Origin of the sequence: Gilvibacter sp., assembly GCF_965601605.1 — a bacterium.
Lineage (GTDB): Bacteria > Bacteroidota > Bacteroidia > Flavobacteriales > Flavobacteriaceae > Gilvibacter.
This window is the reverse complement of the sequence record NZ_CBFCWJ010000036.1, coordinates 25,702-41,216: the sequence shown is the minus strand read 5'-3', so window position 1 is coordinate 41,216 and position 15,515 is coordinate 25,702. Positions and strand designations below refer to the sequence as shown.

Sequence of the window (15,515 nt, the reverse complement as noted above, 5' to 3'; positions counted from 1 at the left end):
TCTATGTCTGCTCCGGAGATGGTTAGTTTAACATCGAGATTATCGCAAAAACGATACGTATCTGCAAAGGCATCCACCTCCGCTTGACTAGTCAACACAAGGTCTGCCGTAGGACAAACGCGGCAAGAATCCTCCACTTCTTCTCTGGAATCACAACCGGGAGCGTTATCTGCAATAGTTGCATCAGCATCGCCTGCCACCACCAAAAATCCGCAGATCAATTCCGTATTACACACTGCCAATAGGGGGTTGTTGGTAATGCTCAATCCTAAGAATCCAGGATCAAAAGAAGCCGAATCCAAACCGGAGATATCCGTTAAAACAGCATTGTCATAAATGGATAGACCAAAAAGCGTATCAAAAGCTGTTAGCCCATCTAAGGATGCCAATTGATCATTATTACCTATTTCAAGAGTGCCGGTAAAGGAAAAACTATCCAATCCGTCTAGAGACAATAAGTTGTCATTGTCGCGGATGATCATGTCATCCGTAGTGGTGATGCTATTCAATCCTTGAAGGTTGACAAGCGCATCGTTATTGATAATGACCACGTCATCATCCGATGGGTTGGTAATGTTCTGCAAGCCATCCAAACTCAAAAGCGCCGGATTGTCTTGAATCACAATACTGAATCCAATAGTCCCAGTGAGGCCAGAAAGCGCTGTAATATCTTCAAGAGCCGTGTTGTTTTGAATGATCAATCCGAAGTCATCCGTGGCCATAGTGGTCAAAGTTTCCAAGCCGCTTAAATTGGTCAGCAATGGATTGTCTGCAATGGTTAAGGTACGAACCGAATTCAATCCGCTTAAAGGCGTCAGATCTACAATATCTGCCCCAGCAATAGACAGACCAACCTCAAGGTCCGTACAGGCGGTAGCCGTAGCAAAGAAGGCATCCACCTCTGCTTGACTGGTTAAAAATACGTCTGTAGTTGGGCAGGCTGCACACGCAGCTTCCACCTCGGCCTGAGAGTTACAACCCGGAGCATTATTAGCAATGGTAAAACTGCCTCCGCCCGTAAAATAGGTACACAAACTAACAATGTCACAAACCGCCAGATTAGGATTATCCTCTATGTTTGAAAATGCCAAAGGATCCACAAAGGTGACTCCGTCTAGCGCGCCAATAGTGTTCAATTGTCCATTACCCACAAGAGATAAACCACCCAAATGCGTTAAGTTTTGTAAGCCTTCCAGATCAAAAATAGCATCGCAGTCCAATATTTGCACAAATGCAGATGAAAGGTCTGTTAGTCCTTCCAGACCTGAAAAGTTTTCCAAGCTCGGCATGGAACCAATAGATATAGAAATAGGAGCATCTGTTAAACCAGATAAGCCTCCTATGGATGTCATGACTGCATTGTCGAATACCTCAATAATACCTGCCGAAGTTATTCCCTCCAAACCGTTTAAATTCAATAAAGAATTGTTGGAACCAATACTGATGCCAGAACTACCCGTTACATTAGACAGCGCTGTAATTTCTGTTAGTAAGGGGTTGTCAAAAATGGTAAGACTATTCACGCTCGTTAGCCCCTCCATACCCAACAAATCGGTTAGTAAGGGGTTCTGCAATAAACTAAACCCAGCACTTACCAAACTTATATTGTTTAGTCCGTCCAAGCTAGCTAAAGAGGTACAATTTTGTATAATCAAATTGCCTAAAAATGGGCCATCTTCTATAGTAGTTAAACTGGCTAAAGGCGTTAGATCAACAATGTCTGGACCGTCAATACGCAGACTACCATTAATGGTGGTGCAGCCAGGATACATGACAGCAAAGTTGTCTACCTCTGCCTGCGTGGTTAAGACCACAGAGCCGGGTGGACATCCGCCGCAAACGGATTCTACTTCTGCTTGAGAATTACATCCTGGGACGTTTCCAGAGATATCTATGGTGCCACCGCTATCTATATAAGCGCAAAAGCTGGCAATCTCGCATTCAGAGAGTGAAGTATTACCCATAATATTGAAGACTAAATCCGTGCCGATTATCTCTGCATCGGCTAAAGCCGAAATATCTTCCAAATTAGGATTGTCTTGAATCAATATAAATTCATCTATCCCTTGCAATCCTTCCAAACCAGCAAAGGAGGTAATCAAATCACATTCGCCAATACCAAAACCACGAATGGTTATTCCTGATAAATCTGGTAAAGCTGTTAGCTGCGGATTATCAAAAAAGCTAGCGAATTTCAAACTTGTAATTCCATCTAGATTCACGTTGGCTAAAACATCGTTTTGATCAATCCCCAACGTTTCTTCAGGCCCACCTACATATGAAGTTAACCCCGATATGGTGGTCAGCGAATTATTATTGACAAAATAGAGTCCTCCATTAGTATAAGTGGATAATCCAGTGATGTCCGTTAGGGCATCATTATTTCTTATAAAAACATCAGAAGCACTAACAAGACCTGACAACTCGTCTATATTAGTGATCAAATCCATATCATTAATATCGAGTACAAAACCTGCGCTTTCAATATTCTCTAAACCGGAAAGATTGGGCACATTTGGATTGTTATTTATGGTAACTCCTCCAGCAACATTAGTTATTCCAGATAGGCCAGCAATTGATGTCAAAACAGGGTTATCAGTGACACTTATTCTACCTACAACAGTTGTCACATTTTGGAATCCATCTAGGTTCTCAATGGCGTCATTCTCATCAACTCTTAAAGCACCAGCTGTTGTCAAATTAGTCAAGGCATCTACATTCACAACGCCTGTATTGAAGATCAATACCTGAACTGACACTTCTGTAAGGTTATTTAGGCCTTCAAGGCTAGTAAGCAAGCTGCAATTTGTGATATTCAAACCAGAATCATCCCCCAAGATCTTAGTAAGTCCAGAAAGCGGGCTTAGATCCGTGATATCATCTTCAGACAAAGGTCCACCAATAGAGAGTTTTACATTCAATTCCGTACAGCCGGGATAAAGCACAGCAAAATTATCCACATCTGCTTGCGAGGCCAGAGTGATATCTCCTGTAGGACACTGCCCAAAAAAATGAAAAGAAGAAAGTAGGAAACCTAGCAGTAGTAGTCTTTTGATCATAATAAATATGTTGATGATCAAAGCTACATTAAAAACCGAAAGGATAAAACCCCCTATGTATAAGTGTATTAAAACAAGGTTTAAATGCGAAAAATCTATTCAGGATTGGTGTTGAGCATTTTCCAGAGTGCATCCTTAAGCGGCATCAAACCAGTTTGTGCTACCGAAGATATGAAAAGATAAGGTACATCTGTAAATTGCTGATCCAATTCCTCTTGCATCTCTGCCTTGAGCTCATCGTCTAGCATATCGGATTTAGAAATGGCAATAAGGCGTTCTTTGTCTAACAGCTCTGGATTGTATCTGCGGAGTTCATCCAACAAGATCTCATACTGTTTGTAGATGTCGTCTGCATCTGCGGGAACTAAGAACAGCAATACGGAATTGCGCTCAATATGACGTAAAAATCGGTGTCCGATCCCCTTGCCTTCTGCAGCTCCCTCAATGATTCCAGGGATATCTGCCATTACAAAGGTTTGGTAATCTCGGTATTCTACAATTCCCAAATTCGGCTTTAGCGTGGTGAATTCATAGGCTGCAATCTTAGGCTTAGCAGCGGTAATTACAGATAGCAAAGTAGATTTACCAGCGTTGGGAAAGCCAACCAAACCAACATCGGCTAAAACTTTAAGCTCAAGAGTAATATTCTTCTCCTCGCCTTCTAAACCGGGTTGAGCATAACGCGGGGTTTGGCGTGTAGCACTCTTAAAATGCCAGTTTCCAAGACCGCCTTTACCGCCTTCTGCAATGACCAGTTCTTCATTGGCTTCTGTAAGCTCATGCAGGATCTCTTGATCTTCGGTCCTGCGAATCACCGTACCGCGCGGCACCTCAATGATCACATCTTTACCATTAGCTCCAGTGGAACGTTGTTTTCCGCCATTCTCACCGTGATCTGCTTTAAAATGCCTTTTGAATTTGAGGTGATAGAGTGTCCAAAAGTTCGGGTTTGCTCTAATAATCACGTGTCCGCCACGCCCACCGTCACCGCCATCAGGACCTCCTTTGGCGATGTACTTTTCGCGGTGTAAATGCGCACTTCCCTTACCACCTTTACCAGAAGTAACGTGTATCTTCACATAGTCTACAAAGTTGCCTTCTGTCATGGCTTTTGTTTTTTACTGCGGATTATAACTGATCGATCACAGCCGTCAAGCGCCCGGTGATCTCGTCAATAGAACCAACACCGTCAATGGCGTGGAATTTATCTTGATTTTGATAGTACCCCTTTAAAACGGCAGTCTTTTCATTGTACTCCTCAAAACGATTACGGATCTTAGACTCGTCCTGATCATCAGCACGGCCACTGGTTTTTCCGCGTTCTAACAAACGCTCCACCAAGATCTCCGTATCTACCTCAAGAGCTACACAACCACTCACTGCAGAATTCATGCTTTCCAATAGTTCGTCCAAGGCAGCTGCTTGCGCCTCTGTTCTTGGGAATCCATCAAAAATAAAGCCTTTGGCCTGCGGGTTTTTCTCTACCTCTGCACGAAGCATATCAATGGTCAAAGAATCGGGCACTAAATCTCCACGGTCCATATAGGCCTGCGCAGCTTGTCCCAGCGCTGTGTTATTCTTCATATTGTAACGGAATACATCCCCAGTAGAGATGTGTACTAGCTCGTAACGATCTTTGATCAATGCGGCTTGTGTTCCTTTTCCGGCTCCTGGAGGGCCAAACAATACGAGATTTGTCATTTGTTGTGCTTTTAAAATGTAAATGTCTTTTAAGTTTCTGCCCAAGCCGTTGTAGTCCAAACCGTATCCAACTATGAAACGGTCTTCAATCTCCATCCCCACATAATCTATGTGAAAGGATTTGAGATAAGCATCGGGTTTATAGAAAAGCGAGGCGATCGAATAACTGGCCACCTGCTCCTGATTAAGTATTTGAACAATAGCCTCGATGGTGTTACCGGAATCCACGATGTCTTCCACCACAATAACGTGACGGTCTTTCAGTGAGGGTTCCGCGCCCATTACCGTAGAGATGTCTCCAGAACTGCTGAGTCCGTCATAGCTCGCCACTTTAATAAAGCTGAGCTCACAGGGATAACTGAAGCGTTTGATCAAATCCGCAGCAAAGAAAAATGCGCCATTGAGTACAACCAAAAAAACAGGATTCTTGGCTTTATAGTCGTCTGCAACGCGCACAGCTACCCCGTTTACAGCATGCTGCACATCGGTTGCCGTTAAGTACTTTTCAAATTGCTTGTCTGCCAGAGTGATCAAAACGCTTGAGGCCTTTTAAATTCGGGGCAAAGATAAGCTTTTAAGCTTTATTAGCAGTGAGTATTATGGTTCAATTCAAAAGCCTTATTTTTGTCTCTTATTTGGTATAATAATGACCGATTATTTCTCTACAAACTTCACTTTAGGTATTCTAGGCGGAGGACAACTGGGCAAAATGCTCCTGTACGACACCCGCAAATTTGACATCAAAACAAAAGTATTGGACCCCAGCGCTGAGGCGCCTTGCCGCATCTCTTGCGACACTTTTGTTCAAGGCGATCTGATGGATTTTGACACAGTTTACAACTTCGGAAAAGATGTGGACGTGCTCACCATTGAGATTGAAGGTGTGAATTTGGACGCGCTGGAAAAGCTAGAATCAGAAGGCGTTAAAACCTATCCGCAAGCAGCGACTCTTAGAAATATTCAGAACAAAGGCGTGCAAAAGGATTTTTATGCTAAGCATGAGATTCCAACAGCTCCTTACCAGCGTTTTGAATCGACTCAAAAAGCTAAAGCTTGGGTAGCAGCCAACAATTGGGATTTGCCTTTTGTGTGGAAAAGCTGCGTAGGTGGTTATGACGGTATGGGTGTAAAGATCGTTCGTGAACTCAGTGATTTGGACGGCTTGGCTAATGTACCTTGTATCGTGGAAAAGATGATTCCTTTCAAAAACGAACTTGCTGTGATCGTGGCTCGTTCTGCTAACGGAGAAGCTGTGAGCTATCCGGTAGTGGAGATGGAATTTCATCCGGAGGCCAATCAAGTAGAGTATGTGATCTGCCCGGCTCGTATTGACGATGGTGTAGCGCAGAAGGCGCGTGAAGTTGCCCTAAAAGCATCCGCAGCCTTTAGTCATGTTGGGCTTTTGGCCGTAGAACTCTTTCAGACAGAAGACGATCAGATCTTGGTTAATGAAGTAGCACCGCGTCCGCACAACAGTGGTCATTACAGCATTGAAGCCAGCTTTACCAATCAGTTTGAACAACACCTGCGTGCCGTGCTCGGTTTGCCCTTAGGGAATACAGACAGCAAGGTTGGCGGGATAATGGTTAACTTGGTAGGAGCCGAAGGGCATAACGGCCAAGTTCGCTATGAAAATATTGCGGAGATCATGAGTTTGCCAGGGGTAACCCCTCACATTTACGGCAAAAAGATGACCCGCCCTTTTAGAAAGATGGGCCATTTGACCATCACCAACGAGAATCTGGCAGAGGCCAGACGCATCGCTCAAGAAGTAAAAGAAAAAATACGCGTAATTAGTAGTCATGAGTAAAGTAGGAATTATAATGGGCAGCACCAGTGATCTGCCAGTAATGCAAGAAGCCATTGATATCTTGGCTGGATTTGATATTCAAACGGAGGTGGATATTGTATCGGCACACAGAACACCAGACAAACTTTTTGACTACGGAAAACACGCCCACGAGCGCGGCTTTTCAGTGATCATTGCCGGAGCTGGAGGTGCAGCGCATTTACCAGGTATGATCGCTTCTTTATCGCCACTGCCTGTAATTGGCGTTCCTGTGAAATCAAGAAACTCCATTGACGGTTGGGATTCTGTGCTTTCCATCTTGCAAATGCCAGGCGGAGTGCCCGTTGCTACTGTGGCCTTGGATGGTGCCAAGAATGCAGGTATCCTCGCCGCACAGATCATTGGAGCTCACGACAAATGTGTGCTTGATAAGATCATCGCCTACAAAGAAGGCCTGAAGATTAAAGTAGAAGAAGGCGCCAAATCCTTGAAGGAAAAATAATCCATGAGTAGAGTAAATCCATTGTTGCAGCCTTTTAACGCTGCTCCTTTTGATCAAATAAAACCCGAACATTTTAGCCCAGCCATTAAAACTTTGATCGCAGACACGCATCAGGAGGTTAAGGCCATTACAGACCAAACGGAAGCTCCGACCTTTTTAAATACTGTGGTAGCTTTAGAGCGTACCGGTCAGCAATTGGGTAAGGTGAGTTCTATTTTCTTCAACCTGAACAGCGCAGAGACCAATGAGCAGATTCAAGCAATAGCCCAAGAGATCTCTCCGCTTCTATCGGCTTTTAAAAACGATTTACTGCTTAACGAAGCTTTATTTAAAAGAGTAAAAGCGGTTTATGACAATAAAGCACAGTTGGAATTGACTGCGGAGGACGCCATGCTTTTGGAGCGCCAATATCAAGGTTTTGCTCGTAATGGGGCAAACCTGAATGAAGCCGATCAGCAGGAACTCAGAAAAATTGACGCAGAACTCGCTCAAAAAACTTTGAAGTTTGGTGAGCATGTGTTGGCGGAGACCAATGCCTATGAACTTCACCTCACTGAGGAATCAGACCTCAACGGCTTACCAGAAACAGCCAAAGCAATGGCTGCTGCAGAAGCGAAAAGCCGTGATAAAGACGGTTGGGTGATCACCCTGCAATACCCAAGTTATATTCCGTTTATGACCTATGCGGATAACAGAGAGTTGCGTAAAGAATTATCCTTAGCTTTTGGTGCTAAGGCTTTTAAAGGCAATGATAACGACAACCAACAATTGGTATTGGACATTGCGAATTTGCGTCACAAACGCGCTCAATTGTTGGGTTATGACACCCACGCTCACTTTGTATTGGAAGACCGCATGGCTAAAACGCCCGCGGCAGTGACCAGTTTTTTAGAGGAACTAAAAGACAAGGCCAAACCAGCAGCGCAAGGGGAATACGATCGTTTGGAGCAGTTTGCTAAAGAGCTCGACGGCATTGATCAATTAGAAAAATGGGACGGTGCTTATTACGGGGAAAAGCTCAAGAAAAAACTATTTGACTTTGACGAGGAAGAACTCAAGCCTTACTTTGAGTTAGACAAGGTCATTGCCGGTTCTTTTGAGGTGGCTTCTCGTTTGTTCGATCTGAATTTTGAACCGATTGATGATGTACCGGTTTATCATAAAGACGTAAAGACCTATAAAGTCACGGACAGTAAAGGAAAATATATTTCTCTGTTCTACGCGGATTTCCATCCGAGACCTGGAAAGCGCGGCGGAGCTTGGATGACCAGTTACCGTCCGCAGCAAACCGTAAACGGCAATAATGAACGACCACACGTATCCATAGTGTGTAATTTCACGCCCTCAACAGCAGACAAGCCATCGCTTTTGACCTTTAACGAGGTGACCACCTTGTTCCACGAATTTGGACATGCCTTGCACGGAATGTTGGCCAATACCACCTACAGCAGCTTGTCTGGAACCAGCGTGCTTTGGGACTTTGTAGAGCTGCCCAGCCAGCTTATGGAGAACTGGTGTTACGAGCAGGAGGCTTTGTCACTTTTTGCAAAACATTACGAAACCGGGGAAGACATTCCGATGGAACTCATTAAAAAGATCAAGGCCAGCGCTACCTTCAATGAAGGGATGCAGACCTTACGCCAATTGAGCTTTGGAATGCTGGATATGGCTTGGCACAGTGCGGATCCATCTGCAGTTGAAGACGTAAAAGCTTTTGAAGAGGCGGCTTTTGCCTCAACTAAACTATATCCTGCTACTGCGCAGACCTGTATGAGCACCTCTTTCAGTCATATTTTTCAGGGCGGATATTCTGCAGGCTATTACAGTTATAAGTGGGCAGAGGTTTTGGATGCGGATGCGTTCAGTTACTTTAAGGCTGAAGGAATCTTTGATCGAACCGTGGCAGATAAGTTCAAGGACTTTGTACTTTCTCAGGGCGGCACCCAAGATCCTATGGAGCTCTATGTAAAATTCCGCGGTCAAAAACCCGATCCTAAGGCACTGTTGGAACGCGCCGGTTTACTCTAAATCAAAATAAAAAGGAATACACGTTTATTCCTTTCAGTATTAATTTTCAATAATTATTGAAAGTTTAAAATATTTTTATATCTTTACACCGTGGAATTCAAAGAAGCAAAACAGAAATTTATCAGTACCTGGGGATCCTTAGGAACCCTTTGGGGAATCAATAAGGCCATGGCACAGATTCATGCCCTGTTGTTTATTGCTCCGGAGCCACTTTCTATGGAAGAGATCATGGAAGAACTTGAAATCTCCCGTGGAAACGCTAGTATGAATTTACGCGGACTCATTGATTGGGGTATTGTTTACAAGGTGACCAAACCTGGAGAACGCAAAGAGTTCTTTGCTAGTGAGAAAGACGTAAACGAGCTGGCGCGACAAATTGCCAAGGAACGCAGTCGCCGAGAAATTGAGCCTACTATTAAGGTTTTGAAAGAGATCTCAAGCATTGAGTCTAATGGTAGCGCAGCTAATGAGGAGTTCATTAAGCAAACCAAAGCCATGCATGAATTGACCGAGAATGCCAATGCCCTTTTGGGACGCATAGTAAGCACAGAACAAAACTGGGTAACCAAAACGATCATCAAACTATTCAAATAAATTTTTTTCAATATATGTTTCAATATTTATTGAAAGTTTAAAATAAACAAAATGAAAACCACCTTATACTACGTTTTAATTGCTGCTGGAATTGGACAAATCTTTACCGCTTTGATCTACCCGTACATCCGACACAAAGTCTTTGATTGGTATAACGACATCAAACAACTCAAACCCTTGAACCAAGAAATAGCAAAGACTTACGGTCACTATATTCAAGGACTTAATTTCTCTTTTGGATTATTGACAATATTGTTAATCGAACCTTTGCTTACGCCGTCGTTATTGAGTTTGGGCATTTCATCGATCATTGGGGCTTATTGGATTGGTAAAATCATTACCCAAATTGCCTACTATCCGATGTACAATATTCCACAAACCAAATTGTTCAAAATAGGAAGCTATGGCATGAACGGACTGTTCGTCTTATTCGCTTTGGGGTATATCGCTTTAATTATCCACCATCTAATGCAACTATTATGAGAAACTTAATATTTCCGATAAACATCACGCTCATAATTTTCACTGTTGCAGGCTACCTGATCTTTTTGTGGCCGGGAATTATCTGTCACCTACTTTTGGGCGGTTTTCAATTGAGTTGTATGCTGGGCTATTTAATCACTCGTAAGGACAATACACAATTAGAAAATTTGCAGGTGTATATCTATGCAGGGATCACGCTTCCGCTGGTTTTGGCAGCAGTGATTTCATGGAATGATGACCTTTTAGCGATGATGGTGGTAGGTTCTGTTCCTTTGGCAATCTACTTCTCTGCAATCATTTATCAAATCGAAAAAAAATACAATCAAGCTGAAAACTGAACATCATGGAACGATACTATCATTGGTTATTCAAATACGCTTTTGGCCTTAATGTGCTTATGTTCGCACTTGGAGCAGCGGGATACCTTTTACTTTTTCCAGGAGCTGTTATTCACGTCCTTTTAGGAGGGGTTCAGGTCCTTTTGTTTCTGCATGCCATCTTAAAATTCAAGGATTATTCAAGAAGCTTAAAAAGGCAATTGGTTCTTTATTCCATACCCTGCGCAGCCGTGCTCATAAACTTCTTTCTTATCCCGGGTCATCAAACAGTGGTATTCACGGTGTTGGCTTCAATACCCTTGGCGATCTTTTTTATCATCATTCTAAAACAACTTCAAACACACTATCATGGAATTGAAGAATCTTAATATCACTATAGCCGGAGGCACAGGCTTTTTGGGACAAGTGCTCATTGAATATTTCAAGACTCGCGTAAAGCATATTTACGTACTGAGTAGAAACTTTAGACCCAACAGCAAAAAGGTCACCTATTTGATCTGGGACGGCAAGAATCAAGGCGATTGGACTCGTGCTTTGGCCTCAAGCGATGTATTGATCAATCTTGCGGGCAAGTCTGTGGACTGCCGTTATACCCCTGCGAATAAAAAAGCAATCATCGATTCCCGAGTAGAAAGCACTAAGGCCTTAGGCCTTGCTATGCACAATTGCGAAACGCCGCCATCAGTATGGGTCAATGCTTCAACTGGAACTATTTATGAGCACTCTGAATCTACCCCTATGGATGAAGAGCACGGCCGATTGGGCAATACCTTCTCAGAAGAAGTGGCCAAAAAATGGGAGCGCGCTTTCTTTGACTTTTATCGCCGAGAAGTGCGTCAAGTCGCTGTGCGCATCGCTATAGTTTTAGGCAAAAAAGGAGGGGCTTTACAACCCATAAAAGCGATTAGCAAGTTAGGGTTTGGCGGCCAACAAGGCAATGGCAATCAACAAATCAGTTGGATGCATGAAGAGGATTTTGCCCGTGCTATCGGCTTTATTATAACCCATCCGGAGCAAGAAGGCATTTTCAATTTGGCTGCTCCCCTGCCCATCCGCAATAGACATTTTATGCAGAACCTCAGAGCAATACTAAAAGTACCACTGGGAATCAACTTGCCCAGACCGCTTTTAGAGCTCGGCGCACGGCTGATAAAAACTGAGACAGAACTGATCTTAAAGAGTCGTTACGTGCAACCCAAGCGTTTGCTGAATGCAGGTTTCAAACACAAATTCACCAGTCCAGAACTCGCTTTAAAAGACCTATTGTCATGACCAAAATAGAACTCACCACAGAAATTAAAGGAAGTATTGACACGGTCTTTGACCTGTCCAGGGACATTAGTTTTCACATGGAATCGGCTAGTCACACTGGAGAAAAGGCCATTGAAGGAGTTACCTCAGGGCTCATCAACCTCAACGAGACCGTTCGTTGGCGAGGTAAACACTTTGGGCTTTGGCTCACCCATACCTCCAAGATCGTTAAAATGGAGAAACCCCACTGTTTTGTAGATCTGATGATCCACGGGCATTTCACCTATTTTGTTCACAAACACGAGTTTGAGCAGCGCGGTGATCGCGTTATCATGAAAGATGAACTCCTTTATAAAGTACCTTACGGTTGGTTTGGTAAGTTGTTCAATAAACTCATGCTCAAGAATCATCTGAGACGATTTCTCAAACACAGAAACGCGCAGATCAAAAATCGAATTGAAAACGAGGCCTTAAACGCTTTAGTTGATGACGAATTTCTTCGCCACGCTTCCACCTCGGCTTGATTCAAAAACGGCAATATAAACTCCGCTTTTAAGACTGCCTAAGGATAGGGTTCCCTGCGGATTGTCAATAGTAGCAGTAGTGATTTGCTGTCCGATCACATTAAAAACGCTCAATTTCTGAAACTCGCTTTGGGTGCCGAGTTGATAACTCAATTGGCCATTGCTAACGCCGATTTGAACCGCTTGTCTACCAAAATCTGTGGTAGACAAAAGGTCATTCTTAGCGGATTCCAAAATGTATTCCAACCCGAGCTTCGCAAATTTTAATGCATGATTGGCCGTTCCAGTAACACTGTAGGTATCTCCTGAGGTGTGGATGTTTGGGTTTCTACCACTAAAGGAAGCTTCAAAAGGAAAGGCAACATCAAAACCGTTTTGTGCCCAACTAAAATGATCCGAACAGCCGTAGTTACAAATGGAAGTTCCATAGGTAAAAGCGTGTTCTCCACTGGCGTTATAGGTATCCATAAGATCGAACATAAAATCGTTCAGTTCGCTACTTATGTAAGGATCGGTCATGAGGTAAACGTCATTGGCAGAACCGTTGTAATTGGTCATATCCATTTGAACATAGGCATAAACATCAGTTCCGGCATTGTTGTAATCTTGAGCGATCTCAAAGGAACCTACTAAACCTATTTCTTCTGCTGCAAAAGCCATGAATTCCACTGTGCGCTTAGGACGGTAATCCATTTCTAGCAATACACGGAACACTTCCATGATTGTTGCAATACCTGAAGCATTATCATCGGCTCCAGGAGCATTGTCTCTGTCCGGAGCTGTCGAATCGATATGCCCTCCGAGAATCACATACTCATCAGCCAAAGAACCTCCAGGAATAGTAACCACTAAAGATGGCATGGGAGTTCCGGTGTGATTAACAATGCTCACGCTAATATCATCACGTCCTGCAGCGGTGATTTCTGCTTCTAGTTCTGTCTTAAGGTCATAAACAGCATCTATTGCAGAACCTCTATTGTGATAACGAGTACCGTAACTTTGCAAACTGAGGATACGGGCTTCAATATTCGCTGCGGAGGCCAAAGGCAAGGCTTGTTCAACCAAGCTTGATTCTGTCAAGGTATAGGTGAAACTACTTTTAGCCGGGGCCTGTAGCGGCTTAAGTTGGGCCAATGCTGCACTACGGCTAGGCATATAAACATAACCCGGCCCGTGCGTTAAAATATTATCGTGGAGCTTGTGCGCCGCAAAAGAACTCATGTACACAGCGGCTTGCCCAGAAACAGCGCGTACTACGGTAATGTCATCAGGATATTCCTCATAAAGTTCTTGGGCACTACCCAAATCCATGGTGGCGTAAAAAAAGTTACTTTCTTCTTGGCCAAACAGCGCAGTTGCCGGTAGGGCCAGCAACAAAGCCAGCAGGGTAATTCTCTTAATCATAGCGTAGGTTTGCTTCAAAAGTACACAAATTGTACGATTTTACTTCCGACAAATTGCGCAAAACCAGCATAAAACCCTGTTAATGGGAAATGCTGCCCTGTTAAAGTTCTAGAACTTTTATATTTTTGGAAAAATCTACAAGGAGCCTTTTTATGGCGGACAATCAAATAGATGCAACCCAATGGGTGGCTCGATATTCAGACTACCTCTTTAATTACACCATTGCTCGGGTCAATGACCGCGACTTGGCTAAGGACCTCATCAGTGAGACTTTTTTAGCCGGCCTGAAGTCTATGGAGAATTTTAAAGGAGATGCCACGGAACGTACCTGGCTGGTCTCTATCCTCAAAAGAAAAATTATTGATCATTACCGCAAGATCAATTCGAACAAAGGAAAAGCAGAAGTTCGTATCAATTATGACGACAGCGAAACTGAAGGCGATTGGCTGGAAGAACGCGTTGCAGATAAATACGACCGAACTGCAGAAGATCAAATTGAAAATGAAGAATTAGGAACAGCGATCTACGATTGCATGGACGGTCTGAATGAAAAACAGCGTACGATCTTCCGCATGAAGACCATGGAAAATTTTGATACGGAAGCAATTTGTAATGCTTTTGATATTACACCGTCTAACCTATGGGTGATCATCCACAGAGCCAGGAAGGCTATGGCAGATTGCCTAGAAAACAATTGGTTATAGGAAATGGGAAAAATTAAACTAGAGTGTCACGAAGCCAATCATATTTGTGACAAATCACAATATAAGGAAGCGAGCTTTTGGGAAAAGGTACGCTTGAACATTCACTTGATTTACTGCCGAGCTTGTCGTGAATACACCAGACGCAATACCAAACTCACAAAGACGTATCAGGACCCACGGGTGAATACTGTGAGCAAGGAAGAAAAAGCGGATCTTCAAGAACTGCTAAATAAACAGTTGTCTGGCAAATAGTCAGCTACTGAGCCCTACACTAAAATACAAATAGAGCAACCCAACAATGGGGATCGATTCTATCCAGAAAGCCGCCAAATAGGGCGGCTGTTCTGTTTTACTCCGCAGCAAACCAAGAACTGTTAACAGTGCTATCAGTAACCAATAAATATTGGAGTACCACACAAAGTCGTCTTTAAAACCTTCTAAGATCGCAGCCAAAAGAACTGCAGCAATACCGAGATAACGGCTCTTTTGGACTCCAAATGCTTGCGGCAATGTTTTTAAATCCAGCCCGTCTACCTGCAGATCTCGAATCTCAAAAGGAATGGTCAGCGCAAAAACCGTCAAAAAGAATTGTACAAACAACAGATAAGCATCTGCAGTGGGTAAAACGCCCGTATGCCACAAGGGAATGCCCACAGCAGTTGCCGCCCAAACCAAAGCAACTACAAAGATCTTTATCCCAGCCAAGGTTCTGAGTGTTTTTGCCTGAGGCAACATGGGCACCACATAGGCCATTGTTAGCAAGGACAGCAGTCCAAAGCCAGCCAAAGTGTTGAAGGGTAAAAACAGTCCGCAACCAATTAAAGCCAAAAAACAGATCAAGGAAAAGATCTGAATGGTTTTGAGTTCTGTTGGAAGACTTTTGTGATACCATCGTGCCCGCTCTGCATATTTGACAAAGTTGTATCCGCTTACAGCTGCCAAAAAAGTGAACAGCGTTAAAAGTGGACTGAAATCCAAGTCCATAAAGACCGTGGCAGCCCATTGCAAGGCACAGACAGCGAGGGCAACGTGCACGCTGCTTTTAAGGTAAAAATCAAACAGAGCTTTTAGAACGGCCATAGGGTAAGCTAAATTAATGAACAATTCGCTTTAAAACTGTCAATAAATAAATTTTCCC

16 protein-coding genes are annotated in these 15,515 nt (G+C 43.4%); 11 read left to right on the top strand and 5 right to left on the bottom strand.

Annotated features, from left to right (window positions below; genetic code table 11):
* From ACSLP7_RS10140 to ACSLP7_RS10130, 3 genes are all read right to left on the bottom strand, one after another.
* A partial coding sequence (locus tag ACSLP7_RS10140; RefSeq protein WP_435579200.1) for a hypothetical protein occupies nucleotides 1-3,059 on the bottom strand: 3,059 nt, incomplete at its 3' end.
* Between the two features lie 95 nt (nucleotides 3,060-3,154).
* The gene (gene obgE, locus ACSLP7_RS10135; RefSeq protein WP_435579199.1) at nucleotides 3,155-4,165 is read right to left on the bottom strand and encodes a GTPase ObgE; all 1,011 of its coding nucleotides are present in this window, start codon (nucleotides 4,163-4,165) and stop codon (nucleotides 3,155-3,157) included.
* A 22-nt stretch (nucleotides 4,166-4,187) separates the two neighbouring features.
* Nucleotides 4,188-5,294 carry an adenylate kinase gene (locus tag ACSLP7_RS10130; protein WP_435579198.1) on the bottom strand — a complete coding sequence of 369 codons (1,107 nt, stop codon included), beginning with the start codon at nucleotides 5,292-5,294 and terminating at the stop codon, nucleotides 4,188-4,190.
* 112 nt (nucleotides 5,295-5,406) lie between these two features.
* Between ACSLP7_RS10130 and purK the strand changes: the two genes are divergently transcribed.
* The 9 genes from purK to ACSLP7_RS10085 all read left to right on the top strand — a co-directional run bounded on the left by purK (nucleotide 5,407) and on the right by ACSLP7_RS10085 (nucleotide 12,269).
* Entirely contained in the window at nucleotides 5,407-6,570 is a 1,164-nt protein-coding gene (purK, locus tag ACSLP7_RS10125) for a 5-(carboxyamino)imidazole ribonucleotide synthase (protein ID WP_435579197.1), read from the top strand.
* Nucleotides 6,563-7,051: a 5-(carboxyamino)imidazole ribonucleotide mutase gene (purE, locus tag ACSLP7_RS10120; protein ID WP_291182721.1), complete on the top strand. Its 489-nt coding sequence runs from the start codon at nucleotides 6,563-6,565 to the stop codon at nucleotides 7,049-7,051. Before purK ends, purE begins: the two co-directional genes overlap by 8 nt.
* Before the next feature lie 3 nt (nucleotides 7,052-7,054).
* Nucleotides 7,055-9,079, top strand: coding sequence for a M3 family metallopeptidase (locus ACSLP7_RS10115; RefSeq protein WP_435579196.1), 2,025 nt, complete (start codon nucleotides 7,055-7,057; stop codon nucleotides 9,077-9,079).
* Nucleotides 9,080-9,169: 90 nt separating this feature from the next.
* A complete protein-coding gene (locus tag ACSLP7_RS10110; RefSeq protein ID WP_272831747.1) occupies nucleotides 9,170-9,673 on the top strand; it encodes a GbsR/MarR family transcriptional regulator in 504 nt (167 codons plus the stop codon).
* Nucleotides 9,674-9,724: 51 nt separating this feature from the next.
* Complete coding sequence (locus ACSLP7_RS10105; protein ID WP_435579195.1) at nucleotides 9,725-10,156, top strand: hypothetical protein; 432 nt, start codon at nucleotides 9,725-9,727, stop codon at nucleotides 10,154-10,156.
* Complete coding sequence (locus tag ACSLP7_RS10100) at nucleotides 10,153-10,494, top strand: hypothetical protein (protein WP_435579194.1); 342 nt, start codon at nucleotides 10,153-10,155, stop codon at nucleotides 10,492-10,494. The genes ACSLP7_RS10105 and ACSLP7_RS10100 overlap by 4 nt, the downstream gene beginning before the upstream one ends.
* 5 nt (nucleotides 10,495-10,499) lie before the next feature.
* Nucleotides 10,500-10,862, top strand: a complete 363-nt coding sequence (locus ACSLP7_RS10095; protein ID WP_435579193.1) for a hypothetical protein — start codon at nucleotides 10,500-10,502, stop codon at nucleotides 10,860-10,862.
* Nucleotides 10,843-11,766 carry a TIGR01777 family oxidoreductase gene (locus ACSLP7_RS10090; RefSeq protein WP_435579192.1) on the top strand — a complete coding sequence of 308 codons (924 nt, stop codon included), beginning with the start codon at nucleotides 10,843-10,845 and terminating at the stop codon, nucleotides 11,764-11,766. Before ACSLP7_RS10095 ends, ACSLP7_RS10090 begins: the two co-directional genes overlap by 20 nt.
* On the top strand, nucleotides 11,763-12,269 hold the full coding sequence (locus tag ACSLP7_RS10085) for an SRPBCC family protein (RefSeq protein ID WP_435579191.1): 507 nt from the start codon (nucleotides 11,763-11,765) through the stop codon (nucleotides 12,267-12,269). The genes ACSLP7_RS10090 and ACSLP7_RS10085 overlap by 4 nt, the downstream gene beginning before the upstream one ends.
* Here ACSLP7_RS10085 and ACSLP7_RS10080 read toward each other — a convergent pair.
* Entirely contained in the window at nucleotides 12,225-13,673 is a 1,449-nt protein-coding gene (locus ACSLP7_RS10080) for a M20/M25/M40 family metallo-hydrolase (RefSeq protein WP_435579190.1), read from the bottom strand. The genes ACSLP7_RS10085 and ACSLP7_RS10080 overlap by 45 nt on opposite strands.
* Nucleotides 13,674-13,825: 152 nt before the next feature.
* On the opposite strand from ACSLP7_RS10080, the gene ACSLP7_RS10075 reads away from it, so the two are divergent.
* Entirely contained in the window at nucleotides 13,826-14,377 is a 552-nt protein-coding gene (locus ACSLP7_RS10075; protein ID WP_435579189.1) for a sigma-70 family RNA polymerase sigma factor, read from the top strand.
* A gap of 3 nt (nucleotides 14,378-14,380) precedes the next feature.
* Nucleotides 14,381-14,629 carry a hypothetical protein gene (locus tag ACSLP7_RS10070; RefSeq protein ID WP_435579188.1) on the top strand — a complete coding sequence of 83 codons (249 nt, stop codon included), beginning with the start codon at nucleotides 14,381-14,383 and terminating at the stop codon, nucleotides 14,627-14,629.
* On the opposite strand, the gene ACSLP7_RS10065 is transcribed toward ACSLP7_RS10070, so the two are convergent.
* Nucleotides 14,630-15,457 (bottom strand): hypothetical protein, encoded by an 828-nt coding sequence (locus ACSLP7_RS10065; protein WP_435579187.1) that lies wholly within the window; start codon nucleotides 15,455-15,457, stop codon nucleotides 14,630-14,632.
* Between the last annotated feature and the right edge of the window lie 58 nt (nucleotides 15,458-15,515).

What these genes read in the sequence shown, in the direction of transcription:
- ACSLP7_RS10075 (WP_435579189.1), top strand. Translation starts at nt 13,826, where the DNA reads ATGGCGGACAATCAAATAGATGCAACCCAATGGGTGGCTCGATATTCA.
- ACSLP7_RS10105 (WP_435579195.1), top strand. Translation starts at nt 9,725, where the DNA reads ATGAAAACCACCTTATACTACGTTTTAATTGCTGCTGGAATTGGACAA.
- purE (WP_291182721.1), top strand. Translation starts at nt 6,563, where the DNA reads ATGAGTAAAGTAGGAATTATAATGGGCAGCACCAGTGATCTGCCAGTA.
- ACSLP7_RS10090 (WP_435579192.1), top strand. Translation starts at nt 10,843, where the DNA reads ATGGAATTGAAGAATCTTAATATCACTATAGCCGGAGGCACAGGCTTT.
- obgE (WP_435579199.1), bottom strand. Translation starts at nt 4,165, where the DNA reads ATGACAGAAGGCAACTTTGTAGACTATGTGAAGATACACGTTACTTCT.
- purK (WP_435579197.1), top strand. Translation starts at nt 5,407, where the DNA reads ATGACCGATTATTTCTCTACAAACTTCACTTTAGGTATTCTAGGCGGA.
- ACSLP7_RS10070 (WP_435579188.1), top strand. Translation starts at nt 14,381, where the DNA reads ATGGGAAAAATTAAACTAGAGTGTCACGAAGCCAATCATATTTGTGAC.
- ACSLP7_RS10100 (WP_435579194.1), top strand. Translation starts at nt 10,153, where the DNA reads ATGAGAAACTTAATATTTCCGATAAACATCACGCTCATAATTTTCACT.
- ACSLP7_RS10095 (WP_435579193.1), top strand. Translation starts at nt 10,500, where the DNA reads ATGGAACGATACTATCATTGGTTATTCAAATACGCTTTTGGCCTTAAT.
- ACSLP7_RS10080 (WP_435579190.1), bottom strand. Translation starts at nt 13,673, where the DNA reads ATGATTAAGAGAATTACCCTGCTGGCTTTGTTGCTGGCCCTACCGGCA.
- ACSLP7_RS10115 (WP_435579196.1), top strand. Translation starts at nt 7,055, where the DNA reads ATGAGTAGAGTAAATCCATTGTTGCAGCCTTTTAACGCTGCTCCTTTT.
- ACSLP7_RS10065 (WP_435579187.1), bottom strand. Translation starts at nt 15,457, where the DNA reads ATGGCCGTTCTAAAAGCTCTGTTTGATTTTTACCTTAAAAGCAGCGTG.
- ACSLP7_RS10085 (WP_435579191.1), top strand. Translation starts at nt 11,763, where the DNA reads ATGACCAAAATAGAACTCACCACAGAAATTAAAGGAAGTATTGACACG.